This window comes from Nostoc sp. ChiVER01 (assembly GCF_034531155.1).
Classification (GTDB): Bacteria; Cyanobacteriota; Cyanobacteriia; order Cyanobacteriales; family Nostocaceae; genus Nostoc.
Genome location: NZ_JAVRBS010000046.1, coordinates 1 through 19457 on the forward strand (window position 1 = coordinate 1; position 19457 = coordinate 19457).

General features: G+C 41.7%; 19 protein-coding genes and 2 pseudogenes. 13 read left to right on the forward strand and 8 right to left on the reverse strand.

Annotation, left to right across the window (positions count from 1 at the left end):
* Positions 1 to 383: 383 nt before the first annotated feature.
* Positions 384 to 2222, reverse strand: coding sequence for an endonuclease (locus RMY00_RS34175; protein ID WP_322651800.1), 1839 nt, complete (start codon positions 2220 to 2222; stop codon positions 384 to 386).
* A gap of 341 nt (positions 2223 to 2563) precedes the next feature.
* On the opposite strand from RMY00_RS34175, the gene RMY00_RS34180 reads away from it, so the two are divergent.
* From RMY00_RS34180 to RMY00_RS34200, 5 genes are all read left to right on the forward strand, one after another.
* Positions 2564 to 3316 carry a hypothetical protein gene (locus RMY00_RS34180; protein ID WP_322651801.1) on the forward strand — a complete coding sequence of 251 codons (753 nt, stop codon included), beginning with the start codon at positions 2564 to 2566 and terminating at the stop codon, positions 3314 to 3316.
* A gap of 93 nt (positions 3317 to 3409) precedes the next feature.
* Complete coding sequence (locus tag RMY00_RS34185; RefSeq protein ID WP_322651802.1) at positions 3410 to 4081, forward strand: HupE/UreJ family protein; 672 nt, start codon at positions 3410 to 3412, stop codon at positions 4079 to 4081.
* Between the two features lie 175 nt (positions 4082 to 4256).
* A complete protein-coding gene (locus RMY00_RS34190; RefSeq protein WP_322651803.1) occupies positions 4257 to 4841 on the forward strand; it encodes a leucine zipper domain-containing protein in 585 nt (194 codons plus the stop codon).
* A 72-nt stretch (positions 4842 to 4913) separates the two neighbouring features.
* The gene (locus RMY00_RS34195; RefSeq protein ID WP_322651804.1) at positions 4914 to 5285 is read left to right on the forward strand and encodes a DUF2358 domain-containing protein; all 372 of its coding nucleotides are present in this window, start codon (positions 4914 to 4916) and stop codon (positions 5283 to 5285) included.
* A gap of 1021 nt (positions 5286 to 6306) precedes the next feature.
* Complete coding sequence (locus tag RMY00_RS34200; protein WP_322651805.1) at positions 6307 to 7059, forward strand: hypothetical protein; 753 nt, start codon at positions 6307 to 6309, stop codon at positions 7057 to 7059.
* A 275-nt stretch (positions 7060 to 7334) separates the two neighbouring features.
* On the opposite strand, the gene RMY00_RS34205 is transcribed toward RMY00_RS34200, so the two are convergent.
* On the reverse strand, positions 7335 to 8096 hold the full coding sequence (locus RMY00_RS34205) for a class I SAM-dependent methyltransferase (RefSeq protein WP_322651806.1): 762 nt from the start codon (positions 8094 to 8096) through the stop codon (positions 7335 to 7337).
* A gap of 6 nt (positions 8097 to 8102) precedes the next feature.
* Here RMY00_RS34205 and RMY00_RS34210 point away from each other — a divergent pair, with 6 nt between their 5' ends.
* Both RMY00_RS34210 and RMY00_RS34215 read left to right on the forward strand, forming a co-directional pair.
* Positions 8103 to 8921 carry a class I SAM-dependent methyltransferase gene (locus tag RMY00_RS34210; protein ID WP_322651807.1) on the forward strand — a complete coding sequence of 273 codons (819 nt, stop codon included), beginning with the start codon at positions 8103 to 8105 and terminating at the stop codon, positions 8919 to 8921.
* Positions 8922 to 9098: 177 nt separating this feature from the next.
* The gene (locus RMY00_RS34215; RefSeq protein ID WP_322651808.1) at positions 9099 to 11360 is read left to right on the forward strand and encodes a cation:proton antiporter; all 2262 of its coding nucleotides are present in this window, start codon (positions 9099 to 9101) and stop codon (positions 11358 to 11360) included.
* Positions 11361 to 11815: 455 nt separating this feature from the next.
* On the opposite strand, the gene RMY00_RS34220 is transcribed toward RMY00_RS34215, so the two are convergent.
* Entirely contained in the window at positions 11816 to 11953 is a 138-nt protein-coding gene (locus RMY00_RS34220; RefSeq protein ID WP_322651809.1) for a hypothetical protein, read from the reverse strand.
* A 508-nt stretch (positions 11954 to 12461) separates the two neighbouring features.
* On the opposite strand from RMY00_RS34220, the pseudogene RMY00_RS34225 reads away from it, so the two are divergent.
* Positions 12462 to 12578: pseudogene (locus RMY00_RS34225) on the forward strand (hypothetical protein); the annotation flags it as partial.
* Between the two features lie 40 nt (positions 12579 to 12618).
* On the opposite strand, the gene RMY00_RS34230 reads toward RMY00_RS34225, so the two are convergent.
* Together RMY00_RS34230 and RMY00_RS34235 are read right to left on the reverse strand one after the other, a co-directional pair.
* Complete coding sequence (locus RMY00_RS34230) at positions 12619 to 13029, reverse strand: hypothetical protein (RefSeq protein WP_322651830.1); 411 nt, start codon at positions 13027 to 13029, stop codon at positions 12619 to 12621.
* 322 nt (positions 13030 to 13351) lie between these two features.
* Positions 13352 to 13588, reverse strand: coding sequence for an EF-hand domain-containing protein (locus RMY00_RS34235; protein WP_322651810.1), 237 nt, complete (start codon positions 13586 to 13588; stop codon positions 13352 to 13354).
* A gap of 86 nt (positions 13589 to 13674) precedes the next feature.
* Between RMY00_RS34235 and RMY00_RS34240 the strand changes: the two genes are divergently transcribed.
* On the forward strand, positions 13675 to 13935 hold the full coding sequence (locus tag RMY00_RS34240) for a hypothetical protein (protein ID WP_322651811.1): 261 nt from the start codon (positions 13675 to 13677) through the stop codon (positions 13933 to 13935).
* A gap of 29 nt (positions 13936 to 13964) precedes the next feature.
* Here RMY00_RS34240 and RMY00_RS34245 read toward each other — a convergent pair whose 3' ends face one another.
* Positions 13965 to 14372: a hypothetical protein gene (locus RMY00_RS34245; RefSeq protein WP_322651812.1), complete on the reverse strand. Its 408-nt coding sequence runs from the start codon at positions 14370 to 14372 to the stop codon at positions 13965 to 13967.
* A gap of 69 nt (positions 14373 to 14441) precedes the next feature.
* On the opposite strand from RMY00_RS34245, the gene RMY00_RS34250 reads away from it, so the two are divergent.
* The 3 genes and pseudogenes from RMY00_RS34250 (at position 14442) to RMY00_RS34260 (ending at position 16899) form a co-directional block, all read left to right on the forward strand.
* Positions 14442 to 14585, forward strand: coding sequence for a hypothetical protein (locus RMY00_RS34250; RefSeq protein ID WP_322651813.1), 144 nt, complete (start codon positions 14442 to 14444; stop codon positions 14583 to 14585).
* A gap of 167 nt (positions 14586 to 14752) precedes the next feature.
* Positions 14753 to 15623 (forward strand): annotated as a pseudogene (locus RMY00_RS34255) (IS5 family transposase).
* Positions 15624 to 15933: 310 nt separating this feature from the next.
* Positions 15934 to 16899 carry an aldo/keto reductase gene (locus tag RMY00_RS34260; RefSeq protein ID WP_322651814.1) on the forward strand — a complete coding sequence of 322 codons (966 nt, stop codon included), beginning with the start codon at positions 15934 to 15936 and terminating at the stop codon, positions 16897 to 16899.
* Between the two features lie 63 nt (positions 16900 to 16962).
* Here the strand turns inward: RMY00_RS34260 and RMY00_RS34265 are convergent, their stop codons facing one another.
* Positions 16963 to 17121, reverse strand: coding sequence for a hypothetical protein (locus RMY00_RS34265; protein WP_322651815.1), 159 nt, complete (start codon positions 17119 to 17121; stop codon positions 16963 to 16965).
* Positions 17122 to 17171: 50 nt separating this feature from the next.
* Entirely contained in the window at positions 17172 to 18704 is a 1533-nt protein-coding gene (locus tag RMY00_RS34270) for a GMC family oxidoreductase (protein ID WP_322651816.1), read from the reverse strand.
* Positions 18705 to 18879: 175 nt separating this feature from the next.
* Between RMY00_RS34270 and RMY00_RS34275 the strand changes: the two genes are divergently transcribed.
* Positions 18880 to 19425, forward strand: coding sequence for a thermonuclease family protein (locus RMY00_RS34275; protein ID WP_322651817.1), 546 nt, complete (start codon positions 18880 to 18882; stop codon positions 19423 to 19425).
* Positions 19426 to 19457: the final 32 nt, after the last annotated feature.

Genomic DNA, 19457 nt, shown 5'->3' on the forward strand with positions numbered 1-19457 from the left:
CATTCGTTCAGAACACAAGTTCATTCGTTCAGAACACAAGTTCATTCGTTCAGAACACAAGTCCATTCGTTCAGAACACAAGTTCATTCGTTCAGAACACAAGTTCATTCGTTCAGAACACAAGTTTATTGTCGTGTAATTACTGAGCTAGTATTCCAATCTTCTTACAAGAAACACCTTTTTTTGCAAATTTTACTGAACCACGATACTGTTCCATTGAGACACTCTAGAAAGATAAAGTTTAGTAAAAAGTATGCATTAATGCTATGCCAAAAAAAAATCTCTCCCGTGCTAGAAAAAACTAAACAGAGGATAAAATCTATTTGATGGTAATTTGGTCTATTTATCAAGACGTAAAACAACCAATCTCAAACATTACCGTTTTAGGAATTACAGTATGTCCGTTCTGCTAATGTGGCATCTAATACGAATGGATTGTCATTACCTTGAAATTTTGCGATCGCATGACTGCGTTCTATTTCAGTAATATCAGGTAGGTCTTGCTGATTCCATTTACACAAAGTCTGACGCTGATTCTGAAAATAATTTCGGTCTACGCTCTCAGCCTGATTCCGATAGATGGTATAAAAGTAGAACACTGCCCTAGCTATATCCCCTTTTACTTTCTCTCTTGGCTCAAATTTGGCAGATCCTGATTCGCTAAACTCGTCAATTGCACTACTAGGAATTGTAGATTGAACAGTATCATTTCGATACCATTTCTTAGTCATTGTGTCGGCTATATCGTCGAAGGGTTTATTGCCTCGCTCACTATTGATATTTTCTCGTGCAGGAAATAGATGATGAAGGTCACTTCGGGAATTACCTTTGTCAGCACCTTTACTCTGTGGCCAAACATGTTCCGTATTTAGCCCTAATTTGTCAGCTTCCTGACTAGGATCGCCATTGCCAGTTAAACGAATTGGGTAATTGGCATAAATATCTGTCACAATCCCTGCTCGGTTATCAATAATGCCAAACATTTCGTCTCTTGCGCGATCATAATTCAAAATTTTGCTAGGCGTATACTCCTTAGCTAGTTCGTCAACTAGAGCGAATTTTGCTAATTGAGGCAATATAATTGCCGAATCACTCGCGGGAGTGGGTTGACCAACAGGAGGGATGGTGTCACTTACGGGAGGTTGGTTAACAGGAGGGATGGTGTTAGAGGTGGACTGGTTAGTAGGTAATGTAAACGCTGCAATCACCGGATCGTGGTCGCTGACAGGTCTACTAAAGCCAACATTGACATGTACAATGTCAATTTCCGGTTGAGCAACACGAGAAAGATTTTCACTGACTAACAAATGGTCAATAAGTTCAAGATTTCCACTGAATTTGAAACTAAAGCGATCGCTAAGAGGTAAACGATCAGTCAGATTTTCCAGAATGTTACCCTTCAAGGTCTTCAGAGGTAAAGAATCTGGTACATCGTTTAAATCACCCAGTACAATTACTTTGGCTTGCGGGTCAACTTGTAATAGTTGCGCTACGAATTCATTAACGATTTCGGCTTGTTTCATTCGTTGAGCGTCGGTGGGAGAACCCCCTCTTTTAGAAACAAAGTGATTCGCAATAATAAACAGTTTTTGCTCGTTAAATATAAACTCTGCCGCAAGTGGCTTACGGCTTTGCTCGAAAGCACTATTTGTAGGGTCAATGCGACCTGGGTTAAGCGAAAGGTCAAGACCATTTGACCCTTGAATAACAGCCACAGCATCTAATGAACCGCCTCTTCTAGGCAGTTTTGCTAGAGTTATCCGGCTAGGTCGAAATAATAAACCGACACGGATATTACCTCCAGGTTCTCCACCATCTTCATCGTCACGGGGCGGAATATCAACAAAATCGTATGCTGGACTACCGATGTTTTCGAGTGCAGCAATCAGTTTTTGGTAAGTCTGGTTTGCACTCACAACGTCATCATTGATTGGCCCGTTGTTATCCTGAACTTCAATTAAACTGATGACATCTGGTGCATTCAAATTATTGAGAATAATTTTGGCAATATTATCAAAACGTCGATCTTTCGGGTCTAAATTCTCGACGTTAAAACTTGCAACAGTCAATATATCCTGGGAATTTTTCAGAGATGTTGTTTCACGTTCTGAAACTGAAGGTACAGGAGTTGGCAATTGAGCTATTGGACTAGCTTGCAGTGGGCTAATCCATACAAAGAAGATGAGAGCAATACTAAGTAGTACCAATTTAAGAAATTTCATTCTCTCTTCCTATGAAGGTATTTTCTAGATTAGTCTTCTTCTTAACAGAGTTCAGTTAAGATAAGCTTTAGCTTAGGTAAAGCTTGTGTTCCATTCAACCTATACAAATTGATAAAAATTAGAGCTGTTTTCTAAAAAAGCTTGTTCAATATTAAGTTATAGCGTTTCTTTGTGAAGCTGCATATATTTACCCCCCGGCTACGCCGTCCCCCCTTATCAAGGGGGGACTACAGGGAAGTCTTATTATGTGCATCCTCATACAGAATTGGTATTATGCTGCAAAAGTCTTGAGGATGATGATAATTACAAAGATCGTATATATATGTTTATTTCTCTTTTTGATGATTGCTTTGTTTCGGCTCATAGAGAAGCCAACTGAGGCAAATACCTTCCAAGAAACTGAACAGCAGACAAGCAGAGTTTTATTTATTGGCAACAGCTATACCTATGTCAATGACCTTCCTTGGTTGACACAACAGTTGGCTGAGTCGGCAAAAGAAACTACAATCCTCGAAACTGAAATGGTTGTGGTTGCTGGAGCTACCCTCAAAAATCACTGGAAACGTGGTAAAGCACTCAGGGTATTGAGAGCGAAACGCTGGGACTACGTAGTACTTCAAGAGCAAAGTACCTTACCCATTACTAATCCCAAGGAGATGTACAAGTACGCCAGTTTGTTTGATGCCCAAATCAAGCGAGTGAATTCTCAAACAGTATTCTACTTGACTTGGGCAAAGCAAAATCAACCAGAAACGCAACAGATATTGACCGATTCATACATGACAATTGCAAAAGAACTGAAAGCCAAAGTTGCACCTGTTGGAATAGCTTGGGAAAAAGTTCAGGAAGCTAATCCGAAATTAAACCTTTATAGTCCAGATCAAAGCCACCCTAGTCCTATTGGTTCCTACGTAGCAGCTTGCGTATTTTATACAATATTTTTACAGAATAGCCCAGTAGGATTAAGTCGCCGTATATACAGTAGTCAATTTAGTACCCCAGAAGAGGGGAACAGACTTGAATTGGAAAGTTTAAGTGAAACAGATGCTGAAATAATTCAAAATTTGGTTGAGTGCATCGTCAGGAATACTTGATGAAGCTAGTGTAATCTGGCATGATTACCAGGTTAGTTTTTTTTGGTATGTGGGTAGTATAAATTACCGAAACAACTAATTTGGCAGATGCTGATGTTCAAAACTAAATTATCACAATCCCATGCTTGGGGCGAATTTTCCACCTTGAGGTTAATGCATCGCCATATTGGCGCGATCGCAGTTCTAATTTTAATTAGCTTACTGAGTTCATTGAGTGGAACACCAGTTAACCATACCATCTCTAACTGCTGGGAAGGCTTTATCTGGGGATTGGCAGATCCAGTAATTGGCTTGAATTGTTTAGTTGGTATTATTGCTATTGGCTTACTATCATCTGTATTTGTTCGTGGTGCTGCGATCGCTGGATGTTTTGTCTTAGCATCAATCTTGGGGATTGTAATTCATACATTTCAGCTAAATTTGCCGGGTACAGAAATAGCGATCGCCATTTCTACCATCCTTTTTGGTACTATGCTGATGATGCCAAATCAACCAAACTTTATAGTACTTGCTCTGGTAGGCATCAGTGCTGGTTTATTTCAGGGTTACGCTGATGCCGAATCTATTATTGGCGCAGGAATCATGCCATTAACTGCCTATATGCTAGGCATGACCTTAACTCTGTTTGCAGTTGCCATGAGTGCCAGAAAAATTGGTAGTGCAATGGGTATGGGAGTAAACCAAATTTTACCCTGGAAAATTACTATTGCTGGCTTCGCTTTGTGTGCGATCGGCATTGTGTTTTTGAGCAATTCAATAATCTAAATCACATATTTCAACTTAGTAGAATACATTTATTTGTGGGGGCGTGCAGCTAAGTGTACGCCCTCACTACGTCTTTAGACTGAAAAATTTTCCAGTAACCAAACAACACAGGGTTTTAGTGAATAAGCTGATGCACCTCTGCGCTAATCTAGAGGCTATATATAAATAAAGCGTTATGACACCCGAAGAAATTGCTGGTACGCTAACAGAATTATTTGGTACATCGTCCGTTGGTACGTTGGCGCAGCCCGTCGTAGAGATCGCTCCTGGATCTTGGCAAGTAGACACTTCAGTTTTCCGGCTGTTGGTGCTGCTTTCTGAAGATAATACTTGGTTGCGAGTTTTACTACCTATTGTACCTATCCAAGAAGCCCAACCATTTTTAGAACAGTTCCTAGAAGCCAATTTTGATGACACTCAAGAAGTACGTTACGCTTTGTTTGAAGGAGTGATTTATGGAGTATTTCAACATAACAGTAGCACTCTAGTGGGTGCAGATTTATCCAATGCAATCAATCGACTTGTATCTCTTCATGAGGCTGGATTAGATAATGTCTTTAATAGATTAATAGAAAGCCGTATCCGGCAAATTATTCAGGCAGCAAAACAGCAAGGACAATCTCTGCAAGCTACTATGCAAACTTTGGAACGCTTTTATGCAGAAGGATTGATGGGTGAAATAAATCAAAGTTCAGAGGCGCAAGAAGAAGTTTTAGTCGCTTGGCGGCGTCAGTTAGAACGTTTATGGAATGAGGTTTAATTTAAATTTTTAATAAGAATTTATATCCACACCACATTTCCATATAACCAATTTTATAGATATATATTTATCATGGATATCATTGAAATCCTCAAAGAAGACTATCAAAGATTCCCAGTAAATCAAACTTACAGCATTTACGCTCCAGACGTTTATTTTCAAGATCCACTAAATAAATTTCGTGGCGTTAAACGTTATAAGAAAATGGTTAATTTTATCCAAACTTGGTTTTTAGATCCCAAAATGGACTTACATAATATTCAACGTTTAGGAGACACAATAAAAACTGAGTGGACACTAAGTTGGAATACTCCTCTTCCTTGGAAACCACGAATCTCTATTCCTGGTTGGAGTGAATTAAGTCTCAACTCTGATGGTTTGATTGTCTCCCATGTCGATTATTGGAATTGTTCACGTTTAGATGTGGTGAAGCAGCATTTATGAAGCTTCTGGGTTGAGTTCAATAGAGCTTATTAACGTTGGGAAGTAAGATTCTAAGCTTCTCTCCTTTTAGGCTATGGTGTACACACAAATCTTAAAAACCTAGTTTGTTAAAGCTTTACTAAGCCATTACGAGCAACATGGCAACATTAATAACTAACGTTAAAGCAATTGTTCAAAAAAACAGGTGCTATATCTGAATTAAGAGAAATTACTCAGTTTTATATATTAGTTTTTTAAAAAATAAAAAAATATTCACTAATTTTACTGAACCAGTAAACAGCTTTACTAAGCCAAACTAGCTTTAGAACCCTCTCTAACGAATATATCTGTGTCCTATCCAAAACGTAATACCAATTCACTAAAATTATGAAACAGATGTAAACCCTGAAAGGCAAGTATCTCTAAGTTTTTTAATTGCGTACAGCCCTGCGGGCATGAAAACAGCAAAGCGGGGCGTTAGCGTAGCGGGGCGTTCGCTTTTAGCGTCTCCAAGAGTTGCCCATTGCGAATTGGTATAAATCAGTGTTTTAGAAAAAGCTGAATTGAGTTGGCTGGACTAAAAACAATTGATTTAAGTATAGTTTGGTGATAATTGCTATTTGCGAAATATGGCTCAATCAATTGAGCAGTTCTGCACTATGCTTGATGCTGATAAAATCGCTTTATTTATGATTGACTTTTTCAAAAGCAAAAAGTAAACCCCACTTGTTCATTAAAACCATTTGTTGTGGACTGCTGCGACACCTCTGGTAGGCTTCTCTACGAGATGCTGCGCGTAGCTTGCTTATACCTACGCAATTTCTTCTATCCACTTATGCTCTTTGATAAAGAAGCTTTAGGTGTAGTTAATATCAGGCAATATCATGCATATTTAATTATGCATTTTGTAGCATAGGCTCATTTTTGGTGATATTGAAAATCGCGCATTGCAGCATTTTCAATAATTTTGCTTGTCTAATTGCTAATTAGACTTTATAGTAATACGGTGTTTTCCCTGACAATTATTCGGCAAATTTTTACCATGAATTATTCTCACAAATTGCAGAAGTATTTGGCTACTTTCTCTTTATCTTTAGTATTAGTAGCTGATTTAGTAATCACACAAAAAGCTCCTCCAGCTTTTGCCCAGACTGTAAATTCATCTATCGGTAATGGTGTAACATTCAGTTGCAATGATAGTGAAGCGACAATCAAAGCTAAAAATGGCCCAAGAGTAGTTCAAGGAAATACAGCCTTTTATATTGGTTATCAGCAGGTTTCATCTAATAATAAAAACCCTGTAACAATCCGTTTTAATAATGGTATTAAAACATGGTGTAGAACTGACTACGAAACAACGAATGACGATGGTACAGGTTATGGATTGTATTGGGATGGAGCGAATGTTTTATATGGTGTTTACTCCTCCACTGGTAGTCAGACTGGTAGTGATTTTCGCCGCTTTGCAACTGGGCGTTGGTTGTCTAGCTATGGTAGCGGAGGTGGGCCAAAAGTCGCGGTTATAGCCCGAATTAATCCAGCCAATGGTCAGGTTAACTATGCCACATTTTTAACTGCCAAAAAGGCGGATAATGGACAAACTAACTCTTTAGTTGTGCAAAATCTATCATGGAATGGCACAAATTTGACTGTGCAGGCAAAGTCATGGTGGACTCCTCGTGGCGCTAATACAAATTCTATGACTTGCACTGGTTCATCACCTTATCAATACACAGCAGTATTCACTGGCGATTTAACAAAGGTGAACTCGGCTTCAGCTCCTACGTGTAAGTAAAGGCTAATGATTCAGCTATCAAACTGCAACGCGAGAGTCATTAAATCTTGAGATACTACTCCGTCAGAGAACATTACACGATATCGGCGCACTAAATCAGTTGTGAACAATAAGATCCCCGACTTCTTTAAGAAGTCGGGGATCTTAGTTTCTCGATTTTCACAACTCATTTAGGATTGTTATAGCTTCTTTGGCCTTATTTGAAGTATTTTGTTTGATTGTTAAGAAAAATCCGGGTAATGGATAGCCTTTTAAAAGAGAGGTTTACAGAGAGATCAGAGTAAACTAGAAGCGCTATAATCAGGTTTCTCAAATACCATTAAATGCTGTTGAGGTAACAAGTTTTTAGTTTCACGCCAAACCAAACCAACAGCTTGCATTTCTTTACGAACTTGCTTTTGAGTCATTTTGTGCAGAGCTTTAATCATAATAAAGGGATTTTCACCCCGGTACTCAACCAGCACTACCCGACCACCTGGTTTAAGTGCTTTCACAATTCCTTGCATCACTTCTTGGGGATATTCAAGTTCATGGTATGCATCCACCATCAACGCCAAATTTATGCTTTCAGATGGTAAGTTTGGGTTACTAAGAGTTGCTAAAACAGACTCAACATTGGTGATATTTTTCTCTTTTTTGAACAACTCAATGATTTCCAACATTTCTGGCTGAACATCTACAGCTAATACCTTACCTGCTGTTAATAGCGGCGCAATGCGAAAGCTTAAGTAACCTGTACCAGCGCCAATATCTGCGACTACATCGTTAGGTTTTAGGTTGAGGAGGCTGACGATTTTACTTGGCTGTTCCTCTCTCTCTCGGCTTGGACGTTCTAGCCAGCCTGCACCTGTATATCCCATAACTTTGGCAATTTCGCGCCCCATATAATATTTGCCGATACCATCTGGACTATGGATTATCCGTTGTTCGTAAACAGTGCTGGATGAAGTTGCGGCTTGTGCTGTCAGGGTTGGATTCAGCAGCAAGCAACTCAATATCACAATAAAAGTTACTATAAAGTGGAGAAAATTCAACATTTGGTTATGACTGATCTAGATAGTTATAAGCAGCAACTAAAAGAATTCTATGGTAGTAGAACGACTTATGACCATGAGAAAGGTACTCGCCATCCTCTAGATGCCAAGATTTTACTTGAATTTGTTCCACTACATTCGGGACAGAAAATCCTTGATGTAGCGACTGGAACAGGTTTAGTTGCAATACCCGCAGCTGAAAAAGTTGGTTCAGAGGGCTATGTGATTGGGATTGACATGACCCCTGGAATGTTGCATCAAGCAAGAATTAAAATTGCAGCAGCAAAATTACAAAATATCGAGTTACTTGAGGCAGATGCAGAATATTTTAACTTTAGTGATAGTAGTTTTGATGTTGTCTTTTGCTGTGAAGCAATTGTACTTTTTCCTGATATAGTTGCTATTTTAAAAAAATGGTATCGCTTCTTGAAACCTGGAGGATTTGTGGCATTTACCTGTCCTCCCGAAACAGCTTTTATGGCATCTCTTCAGCAGAGGATCTACGCTAGAGTTTTGGGTGAATCGCTACCACACATCCTTGAACCACTGGGAACTCCAGAAAAATGTCAAAATTTGCTCAATCAGGCAGGTTTTAGAGATATCGAAATTAAGATTGAGCCATCAGGACGTTATCGCCTTCTTAGGGATAACAAATTATCTGAAACAGTAATTAATATAAATTTTAAAGGTAATCCACTGTTGTCAAAATTATCACAAGAGCAATTAAATCAGTTGCAAGTTGAGTACAAAGCAGAAATTGAGAAACTAGCAACCGAGCAGGGTATTTGGGAAGATACTACAAAGTTTTTTGTTCGCGCTCGAAAATAAGTTAATGAGCTTTGCTCCTGAACTGACAGATTAGATGAGGGCGATCGCGCATCACAATCTTACCGTTACTAATGACAATGACAGTTTAATCTTTTAGACCGATGTGGAAGTAAACATTTTCAGGATTTACTTGAACAGCCCCTTTAAATATTTGTAATCCAACCTTTGGACATTTATATGCAAAACCTGCCCCTAATGTTAATGCCTGTACTTGCTGCACAGAAAGTAGCAGGTGACGGTTTAATTAAACCTCTTGGTCATCATGAGCTACTGTTGGTGCTGGTGCAACTGTCATTATTGCTTCTCGTAGCGCGGGGATTAGGTGAGTTAATGCGCCGGATTAACCTACCGCCTGTTGTTGGAGAATTACTAGCGGGTGTGGTGCTTGGCCCTTCTTTATTTGGTTTGCTCCTTCCAGACTTACAGACACATATCTTTCCCAAAAGTCAAGAACAGTCTAATTTACTTTCGGTGATTTCTTGGTTAGGCGTGTTATTTTTGCTGATTGTGACTGGATTGGAAACGGATCTCAAGCTGATTCTTCGTAAGGGGAAAACGGCTCTTTTGATTTCACTGGGCGGAATTATTGTCCCGTTTATCACCGGATTCGGATTAGGCTGGCTATTGCCAGATAGTTTTTTAGCCGACCCAGAAAAGCGTCTAGTATTTAGTCTGTTCATCGCCACAGCAATGAGTATTTCGGCAGTACCAGTAATTGCTAAGGTGCTGATGGATTTAAACTTGATTCGCCGTGACATTGGTCAAGTCACCTTAGCTGCCGGCATGACTGACGACACTATCGGCTGGATTTTACTTTCTGTGGTTTCAGGTTTAGCTAGTAGCGGCAAATTTGACCTGGGGACAATTTTCCATTCCGTGAGTGCGGCTATATTGTTTTTAGCGATCGCCTTTACAATTGGGCGTACCATCGTAGACCAGATTTTGCGTTGGGTTGATGATTATGTTGGTGGAATTGCCGCGAGTATGTCGGTTGTGCTGATTCTTTCGCTCTCAGCAGCAGCACTTACCCATGCATTAGGGCTAGAAGCAGCATTAGGTGCTTTCGTGCTAGGGATTCTGGCAGGCCAATCTCGCCGCTTTAGCAATGAAGCTGGACACATGCTAGAAATTTTCACAGCAAGCTTTCTAGCGCCAATTTTCTTTGCTTCAGCTGGCTTGAAAGTTAACTTGGAAACTCTGTTAGTCCCTAAAACATTGATATTCGGCTTGATTGTTCTCGCTGTCGCCTGCGTTGGCAAATTTACAGGTGCTTACCTTGGTTCTCGCGCAGGCGGCTTGAGCCATTGGGAAGGTTTGGCGATGGGTTCGGGGATGAATGCTCGCGGGGCGATGGAAATTGTCGTTGCCACGATTGGTTTATCTTTGGGAGTGCTGAATCCCCAGATGTACTCGATTATTGTTATGGTGGCGATCGTCACTTCCCTAATGGCTCCACCCCTTTTGCGCTGGTGTTTGTCGAAGGTGGTTATGAGTGATGAGGAAGCTAGACGTTTGGAACAAGAAGAACAGGATAGCCGCAGCTTTATCAAGCAGATTCACCGTGTCTTAATACCTACTAGCGGTGGCCCCAACATCCAACTCGCGGCGCAACTAGTCGGTTACATGGCTCACCAAAACTCGATAGAAGTTACATCTCTGTATGCCCTGAGTGATAAGCAGCCCCAAAAAAAAGTCCGTCGAACGGCAACCGAGGTAAAAGATACTGCCGCAGAGCAAGCTTTGACCTCTGTTGTTGAAGAAATGCAGCTACCTGCTGATACCACCCTGCAAACAAAAACGGAGTCTGGGCGTAATAAAGCGGGGGTAATTCTAAATGAAGCGAAGAAAAACTATGACTTGATTGTACTGGGAGCTTCTGAACAGCTCCGCCCCCAGAAAACATTGTTCAATTTGCTTGTAGATCGGGTAGTACAAGAAGCACCTTGTGCAACGATGGTAGTGAAGTCGCATCTACCCCAACTCAAAGGCGAGATATGCAAAATTGATCAACAACAGCTGACAAAGATTCTGGTACCAACAGTAGGGACAGACTATAGCAAAAATGCTGTAGAGATGGCAAGTACGATCGCTGCTCAAACAGGCGCATTAGTTATGATCGTGAACGTGATAAATGTGCCACAGCTTGAATATATTCTTTACGAACAGCGATCGCTAACTCCAGTCAAAGAAATTGCCCACGATCTGCTCGAACAACAGGCTGAAATTGGCCGCAATCTAGGTGCTGATGTCAAAACCTATATTCTTCAAGGAACTAGCCCAGAAAGGGAAATCCTCAAGTTTGCCCAAACCAAGGAAGTTGACTTAATTATTCTAGGGAGTAGTATCCGAATGGTTACGGGTCGCGTTTTCTTCGGTCACAGAGTAGATGCAATCTTAAGTAAAGCTCATTGCCCAGTAGCGGTAATTACTACGCCATAGGCGTTCTCAGCTTAAAGGATGTTTGGAAAGTCAAAAAAAGCTCTAGTAACGATAATCTGTCAGTAGATAAAAATGCGACAGCGTGACTAGAGCCATGTCTAAATCATACCCAAGTGACTTGACTTCGGAACAATGGAAATTGCTATCGAGCTTCATTCCACCACCTTTGTCCAGGTGATTCTAGATTTGGCAGTTCCAGGTATTTATCGCGCCATGCTCTTGGCTTCCATTGCTCTCGTAATGAACTCACTAAAAGGTCTAAGGCATGACCTTAGCGGATAGAGAAGTTACCGATGGCATGGTTATTTAAGACACAAGGGAGAGCAAGAGGATTAATAGTATGAAGATCAATCATCAAACTGTACCCCTAAATCTACACCCAGCATCTCTTCAATTTTCCGAAGAGTTTCTTCTGCTACACCACCTAAAACAGCCTCCGCCTCTAACTGATACCATTAGTTACGAGATATTCCAACTTCTTTGGCCATCTGTGTTACTGGTCGCCCTCTAGCTTCCCTGGCCTGTTTAATGCGATCGCCCAATCCAGGAACATCAACTTCTAGCTTAATAATCCGTCTTACTTTCACAGTCATAGTCATAATTCCAATTCTAAAAGTATATGTTAATTGTCAACTAAACAGTTAACAACCTGTTAATTAATGGATTACACTATTAAGTATAAAGAAAGCGCCCCAGACTGGTAATCGAAGCGCTTTCCGTCCCGTTAGGAACTGATTTATTATGACTCACACTATCTACAGCCAACAACAGCTGCTTGAAACCTACATTCGACAGGTTTATTCGGTGTTCTAGACATTATATTTTCTCTCTTTTCCATTGTCAGTAGATCGAAAACTTTTATAAGTTGACGAAATAATCAGGGTTTCAGCCGACGTTTTGGGGTTGACGATCGCGATCGCTTGCACTGCACTCTTAACCCACCAACAATGCCCGTTCCTTGAAAAGCAGACTCCAACAGGATTCCGGCAGACTATGTTCCTAAACTCAAATGAACGGCTCTTCAGGCTTCTGGAAAACTTTTCGATCTACTGACTTTACCACCCAGTGAAATAATTTCAACTGTCCCCGCAGTAGGGTTTAATGGATGGCATTCAACATAAGAATGCTGCTACTCGTGCAGGCATTGAGGGGAATGTTTCACCCCACTGGCTCAGGCATAGTCACGCTAGTCACAGTTTAGATAGGGGAGCGCCCATACACTTGTTACAGAAAACGCTGGGGCATAGTTCGGTGGCCATCACTGAAATGTATCTTTATGCCAGACCGACTGATAGCAGTAGGTTGTATTTGCCTGATGATGAGGAGTTTTACCCAAATATTCAAGCTCCAAAACACTCAGTAGTTTTTCTTCCACAGCAGTAAGATAACCCCGGTTCAGCTTTCCCAGCATCTCCAAAAACTTCTGCACCGACTCTTCCAGCTCACTCGAATACACCCGACCAATGCGTAGGCGTAGCCCGCCGTAGGCATCGCATATCTCGTGTACCTGTTGACATTCATCAGGCAGGTAATTGAATGATTTCAAATGCTGCACACCAACAGTACATTCGCCATTCCAAGTTTTCACAGTACAACTAAAGTCATTCACTTGAGTAACAATCGCCCAATAACCACCCTTACCCCTGAGTTCTGGATTATCCGGGAGCAACGCGAAAAAGTGAGATCATCGTGAAATGAGCTTCGGGAACAAGGGTAGCAGGGGGAGCATGGGGAAAAAAAGAATATTTTGGTAATTTTTGCTACTTAGATAGAACTGAATACACTTATTTCTTTCACTCCCCCTGCCTCCCCTGCCTCCCCTGCTTCCCCATCTCACTGTTAGCATTGCTCCCCTCTCAAGGCAGGGCAATCGCCTGTAGACCCCGCTAATTGAACGATAAGCAAAAGCCCCCGGATTTCCGCGATCAGAAAATGCCGGGGCTAACGTCTGAGTTATTGGATAGTGTGGGTAACTTGGCGATTACTGGGGATTAATCTTCTAAATTACCTGCTGCTGAAACTGCTGTTTTTAATTCTTCAAAGGAAAGGCTACCGTCTGAATCCGAATCATACTGTGTTAGCAGATTGTTGAAATTTCCGGTCTCAGCTAACGTTGATAAGTACAAAGCCTGATTCTTATTTGAAATAAGTTCATCAATGTGGACCTTGCCATCACCGTCTGAATCTAATTCGTTAAAAATCTCTTGAAGCTCTTGTTCGGTTACCATAAAATTCTTGATGATTTAATTTTCAATCTTAATCTTTTCAAAATTTTGACAAAAACTCAAATCCTTGTGTTGACTTTCAAAATTTTGTGGGCACGGTTTCTGATACTATAAGTATTACTGGTGGAGAGGGTACATTCGACGGTGCGATTGGCACACTGTTATTGTCGGAGAATCTTACACTCAACCCAGATCCAACTGCTCTTGTAAGAGGTCTACCTCTAATCTCAGGTTCGTTTCAAACGTTCAAAACAGTTCCAGAACCGAGGAATAACGCGGCGATATTTAGCATCGCCTTAATTGGAGTGCGTTTTCTGCTACGCCAACATAGACTTCGAGTTATTGGTTAATCACCGTTTGAGCTATCGCCTCAATGTCATCAAGTTAATGGCTGGACTGGTAAATTTACATCAATCTCAATCAAAGTAACTTTGGCATTTTCAACTACTGTATTTCCCATTAGCGTGTCCTGCATGGCTTCAAACTTAGACTCTGCTCTCCCAATACGTTCATAATGCAAAATCACATGATAATGCTTTTGTATTGCTTCTCCAGACTCAGAACCCTCCATTGCAAGCCAATCCTTATTTTGGCCTTCTTCGGCAATCTGACGATATTCGCTGGCTAACTGTTCTAATGCAATAGCTATAGCGTGTTCTCTGGTTTGCCCGCAGCAACGAATTTCATCTCTTGGTTGGTCAACAGATGACAACAGTTCACAAACATACTGTCCATTATCATCGTCAGCCTGTACATTAATCGTAATTGTCAGAAGTGTTGAACTCATACCTAGTTTGTTAAAGAAATGATGACCCTTGAATTTTAATACTGATGACAAAATATGTTGATTTAACTCATGCGATGGCTGTCACAATCCTTATGTGGTCAGTTTTTGGTTGATCCAGCGATCGCAAGAAGGCGACTCCGTTTGGGAGCATCACAATCAGGTGGGCTAAACATCGTTATTGGCAACCAAGTCCGGGAAGAATGTTTGAGCTAGATTAAACTAAGGGTATAAAAGTGGAGTTGTTGCGTGAATAGGCAAAATGGTAAATTGTACCTATCGCCTATGTTCGCTTGCCGCCTAGCCCAACGATGAAGACCAAAGCCCAGTATAAAGTTAAAAATTGAAACGCTTATGATGCAGCACTAAAGCAACGAGGCAGTATAACTTTCTGGGTGAACGAAGAAGTCATCGAGCAGTGGCGCAACCAGCAGAAAACGGGGAAAAAAGGAGCATCGAATTATTACTCAGATACGGCAATCGCTACAATGGGGACAATTCAATCGGTATTTTATTTACCTGGGCGGCAAGCTCTTATGGTTTTTAGAATCGCTATTCATGCTCATGGGGATTGAGCTAGCAGTCCCAGATCACTCTACTTTATCTCGTCGTTTAACCAAGTTATCAGTAGAACTGCCAGTTATACCAAAGGATAAAGCTGTTCATGTTGTGGTGGATTCAACTGGGGTAAAAGTTTATGGTGAAGGTGAATGGAAAGTCCGCACACATGGAGTAGCTAAAAGAAGGACGTGGCGGAAGTTGCATTTAGGAGTTGATGAGGGGAGTGGAGAAATTTTGGCTGCGGTAGTCACTACTAATGATTTAGCGGATTGTGAAGTACTACCAGATATATTAGAGCAGATAGAGCAGCCCATAGAGCAAGTTTCTGGTGATGGTGGCTATGACACAAAAGGCTATTATGACACTATTGCCGAGCGAGGGGCAAAAGCAGCAATTCCACCTCGTAGCAACGCCAAAATTCAACTTCACGCAAACACTCAAGCAAGTCCCTATCACAAGGATGAGAATCTGCGTCGGATCAATCAAGTTGGACGTAAACAATGGAAACAAGAAAGCGGATATCATCGCCGTTCTTTATCCGAAACTGCTATCTTTCAGCTCAAAACCATTTTTGGTGGTAAGTTAAGACGACGCTTTTTTGACACTCAGGCTGTGGAGTTATTTTTACAATGTGCTGCCCTTAACCGCATGATTCAGCTAGGTAAGCCTGAAAGTTACAAAGTCGAAAATTAGTTAACTCGCGTTCGCTTGAATTAGGGCGATCGCTTCTCCCATACTTTCCCCCAGAACTAAAACTTGTTAACAATTATTGGGTGTGATCGCTTCCAGCACTGCGCTTATGCTCATTCGTCTATGTCAATAGCGTAGCTTATTGCTGATAATAAGACTTGATTTTGGATGATTTTCCATGATAATCTGCGTTTGGATTTTAAAACCCGGTTTGCCGATAGCTTTATCGTAGCTTTAATAGCATACTGTATTTTTCATTTGAATTAGCCATAGTTGGCACAAGTAATTCTAAAACTGTTTTGAGAGAAAACTTATGGCCATTATAGAAAGACGTAAAGTTGGACGTTCAGGGCTAGAAATATCACCAATATCTTTTGGTGGAAACGTTTTTGGCTGGACAATTGATGAAAATACTTCATTTAAGATTTTAGATCACTTTATAGCGGCTGGAGGTAATTTTATTGACACAGCCGATGTCTATTCCAAGTGGGTTGCAGGAAATATTGGTGGAGAATCTGAGACAATTTTAGGAAAATGGCTCAAGCAGCGTGGCAATCGTGACCAAGTGGTGATTGCAACGAAGGTTGGCAACGATATGGGTGTTAAAGGCAAAGGGCTTTCTCGCCAACACATTCAACAAGCTGTTGAAGACTCGTTGCAGAGGTTACAAACCGATTATATCGATCTATATCAATCGCATATCGACGATGAAAGTACTTCATTTGAAGAAACTCTTGAAACCTACGCAGAATTGATTCGTCAAGGAAAAGTACGTGCGATTGGTGCTTCAAACTATAGTGCAGAGCGTCTGTTACAGGCATTAGAAATTAGCCGTCAACATGGATATCCTCGCTACGAAAGCCTTCAGCCCCGTTATAACTTGTATGACCGAGATGGTTATGAGCAAGATTTACAACAAATTTGCCAAGAACACTCAATTGGTGTAATTAGCTATTCTTCTCTGTGCAGTGGCTTTCTCTCTGGTAAATATCGCTCAGAAAAAGATTTGTCTATTAGTCTGCGTGGTAGTTCTGTAAAAAGATATTTAAATCCTCGTGGTTTACGAATTCTAGAGGCAATTGATCAGGTGGCTCTTACTTATAATTCTACTCCCACCCAAGTTTCTCTGGCGTGGCTCATTGCTAATCCTACCATTACCGCACCTATTGTTAGTGCAACAAAAGTTGAGCAACTCAACGATATCATCAAAGCTGTCAATATAAATCTCGACCAAGATGCTATTGACCTTCTTAATCAAGCTAGTTCTTCAAACAGCTAGTATAGCTACTTTAACTGTGAGTATGTCAAAACAATTTCATTATTACAAGACGCTCCTACGTCGCTAATGCTGCACTATTAGTGTTTGCTCTGAACCCGCCAATGATAGCGTAGCGTTAGCGAGTCCGCGTTCGCGTAGCGTCTCGTAGAGAGCGTCTTGTAGACCACTAATTCTTTGAATCAGTGTTTGCTCTGTACCCAGAATTAATTCAAAATTATTCAAATTATTCCTAAGTGAATTTTGAATTTCATTAAATGGTCAAGCAGTGCTTGCTATAAAATGCCACCTGCGGCTTTAATTAAATCGGCTGCTTTTTCGCCAATCATAATAATGGGCGCGTTTGTGTTGCCCCTGACCAGAGTTGGCATGATCGATGCATCCGCGACCCGCAATCCCTTAACCCCATATACTCGCAGTTCGGGATCTACCACTGCCATTGGGTCAGTACCCATTTTGCAAGTGCCAGCCGGATGATGTCCAGTACTGCAAGTTTCCCGGATGTAAGCAACGAGTGCTGCATCGCTAGTCACACCAGCACCCGGAGCAATTTCCTTAACGCCAAACTCATCAAAACCACGAAACTCAAACAATTGCCGCATTAATCGAATTCCGGCAACGAGAAGACGCACATCAGCTTCACTTTGCAAATAATTCATCCGCAGAACTGGAGCATCTTGGGGGTCAGATGAGCGCAAACTGACACTGCCAATGTTTTGGAAACGAGTCAAAGAGACTACACCCGTGAATCCCCAATTGGGACGGACATAGCCAGGCGGTAAATATATATCGGGGCCGAAGAAGAACTGGACATCGGGTGCAGCCTCCAGGTTGCCCTCGCTATGAAAGAACAGTCCGGCTTCAGACACATTACTAGTGATGGCAGGGTGTACCTCTTGAGTCGTCTGTTGGGTTACTGGAACGATCAGGTGGTCTTGCAGGTTTTGACCGACCCCTGGCAAATCAGCCACGACAGAAATTCCTAGCCCTTGCAGGTATTCTGCATCGCCAATGCCGCTTTGCAGCAATAACTTGGGTGACTCAAACGCGCCTGCACTTAAAATTACTTCCTGATTGACCCTGACCTGATGCAGCATTCCCTCGTGCAGATATTCTACTCCAACAGCGCGAGTTTCCTCAAACAACAAGCGAGTCACCAACGCTCCTGTCGTTATAGTCAAATTAGGACGCTGGAGAATCGGCAAGAGGAAGGCAGCAGCAGCACTGTGCCGAAAACCATCTTTGATTGTCACCTGATAAAGTCCGGTTCCTGACTGCTGCATCCCGTTGAAATCAGGATTGTAGTCGTATCCCATTGCTATACAGGCATCGACAAAGCGTTGCGATACTACAGCAGGGGAAATCAGATCGGTGACGCTCAACTCACCATCAACCCCGTGGTAAGCATTACTACCGCGTTGCTGGTTCTCAGACTTCTTAAAATAGGGCAAGACATCAAGGTACGACCAACCCAGATTTCCTAGTGCCTGCCAGTGGTCATAATCGTGAGGATTGCCCCGGATATAAATCATGAGATTAATTGAACTGCTGCCCCCCAAAACTTTGCCACGGGGACAAAACATTTTGCGATGATTCAAGTACGGCTCTGGTTCAGAGAAATAGCCCCAGTCCACCTCGGAGCCTTGTAGATTGACACATTCCGGCGGAATATGAATCTCCCGTTTCGTATCCGGCTCGCCTGCTTCAAGGAGTAACACAGTTGTATCACTGTTTTGTGACATTCGGTTGGCGACAACGCAGCCTGCCGAACCCGCACCAATAACAATGTAGTCATACTTAATAGTCATACGCCGACCTAGCACTCTCACAATTAGCCAAAGAGCTTATTTTACAACGGTTTGAAGCCGCCGACCTGAACCAGTGGAAAACCGACGGAATCCTTGATGTAGCGAGCGCACTCCCCAGAATTTGGAACGGAGTGCAGTTAAAATTGTGGTTTCCTACAACAACAGATATCGCAACATGAAGCCATTCTGGAGAACTCCCATAATCTTAACTGCGATCGCTGGAGCTATCATCACCACTATCTTGATTTTCCAAAGAACTAACCAGCCATCTATCGCCCTTACTGAAGAATGGATAGCTACACAAGTGATAAATGGGGACAGCATCACAGTCGGCCAAACCGATGGCAGTAAAATGTCAGTTGAGCTTTGTGGAATTGATGCCCCACAAGTGAAACAAGCCGAAGTGCCAGGACAAGCATTGAGCAATGAATCAAAACAGAAATTGCTCAAGCTAGTCGCTGCTGCTGATAACCAACTGATGATTATTCCAGTGGCAAAAGATGAGCAGGGGCGCACTGTTGCTGAAGTCATGGCTCGTGGACAGGGTGAGGCTGAGATTAGCTTTCAGGAAGAACTGCTTAAAAGCGGCTTGGCTAAAACGCGACTTGGTGGGGTGGAATGCCCGAATCAACTGAGCTTTGAACAAGCTGCTGAGATAGCAAAAGCATCCAAGGTTGGAGTGGGGAGCCAAAGTAAGCGGAATTCCAGAGATCAGCAGTAGAAATGCTGCAATAATGATAGCCTTATTCATTA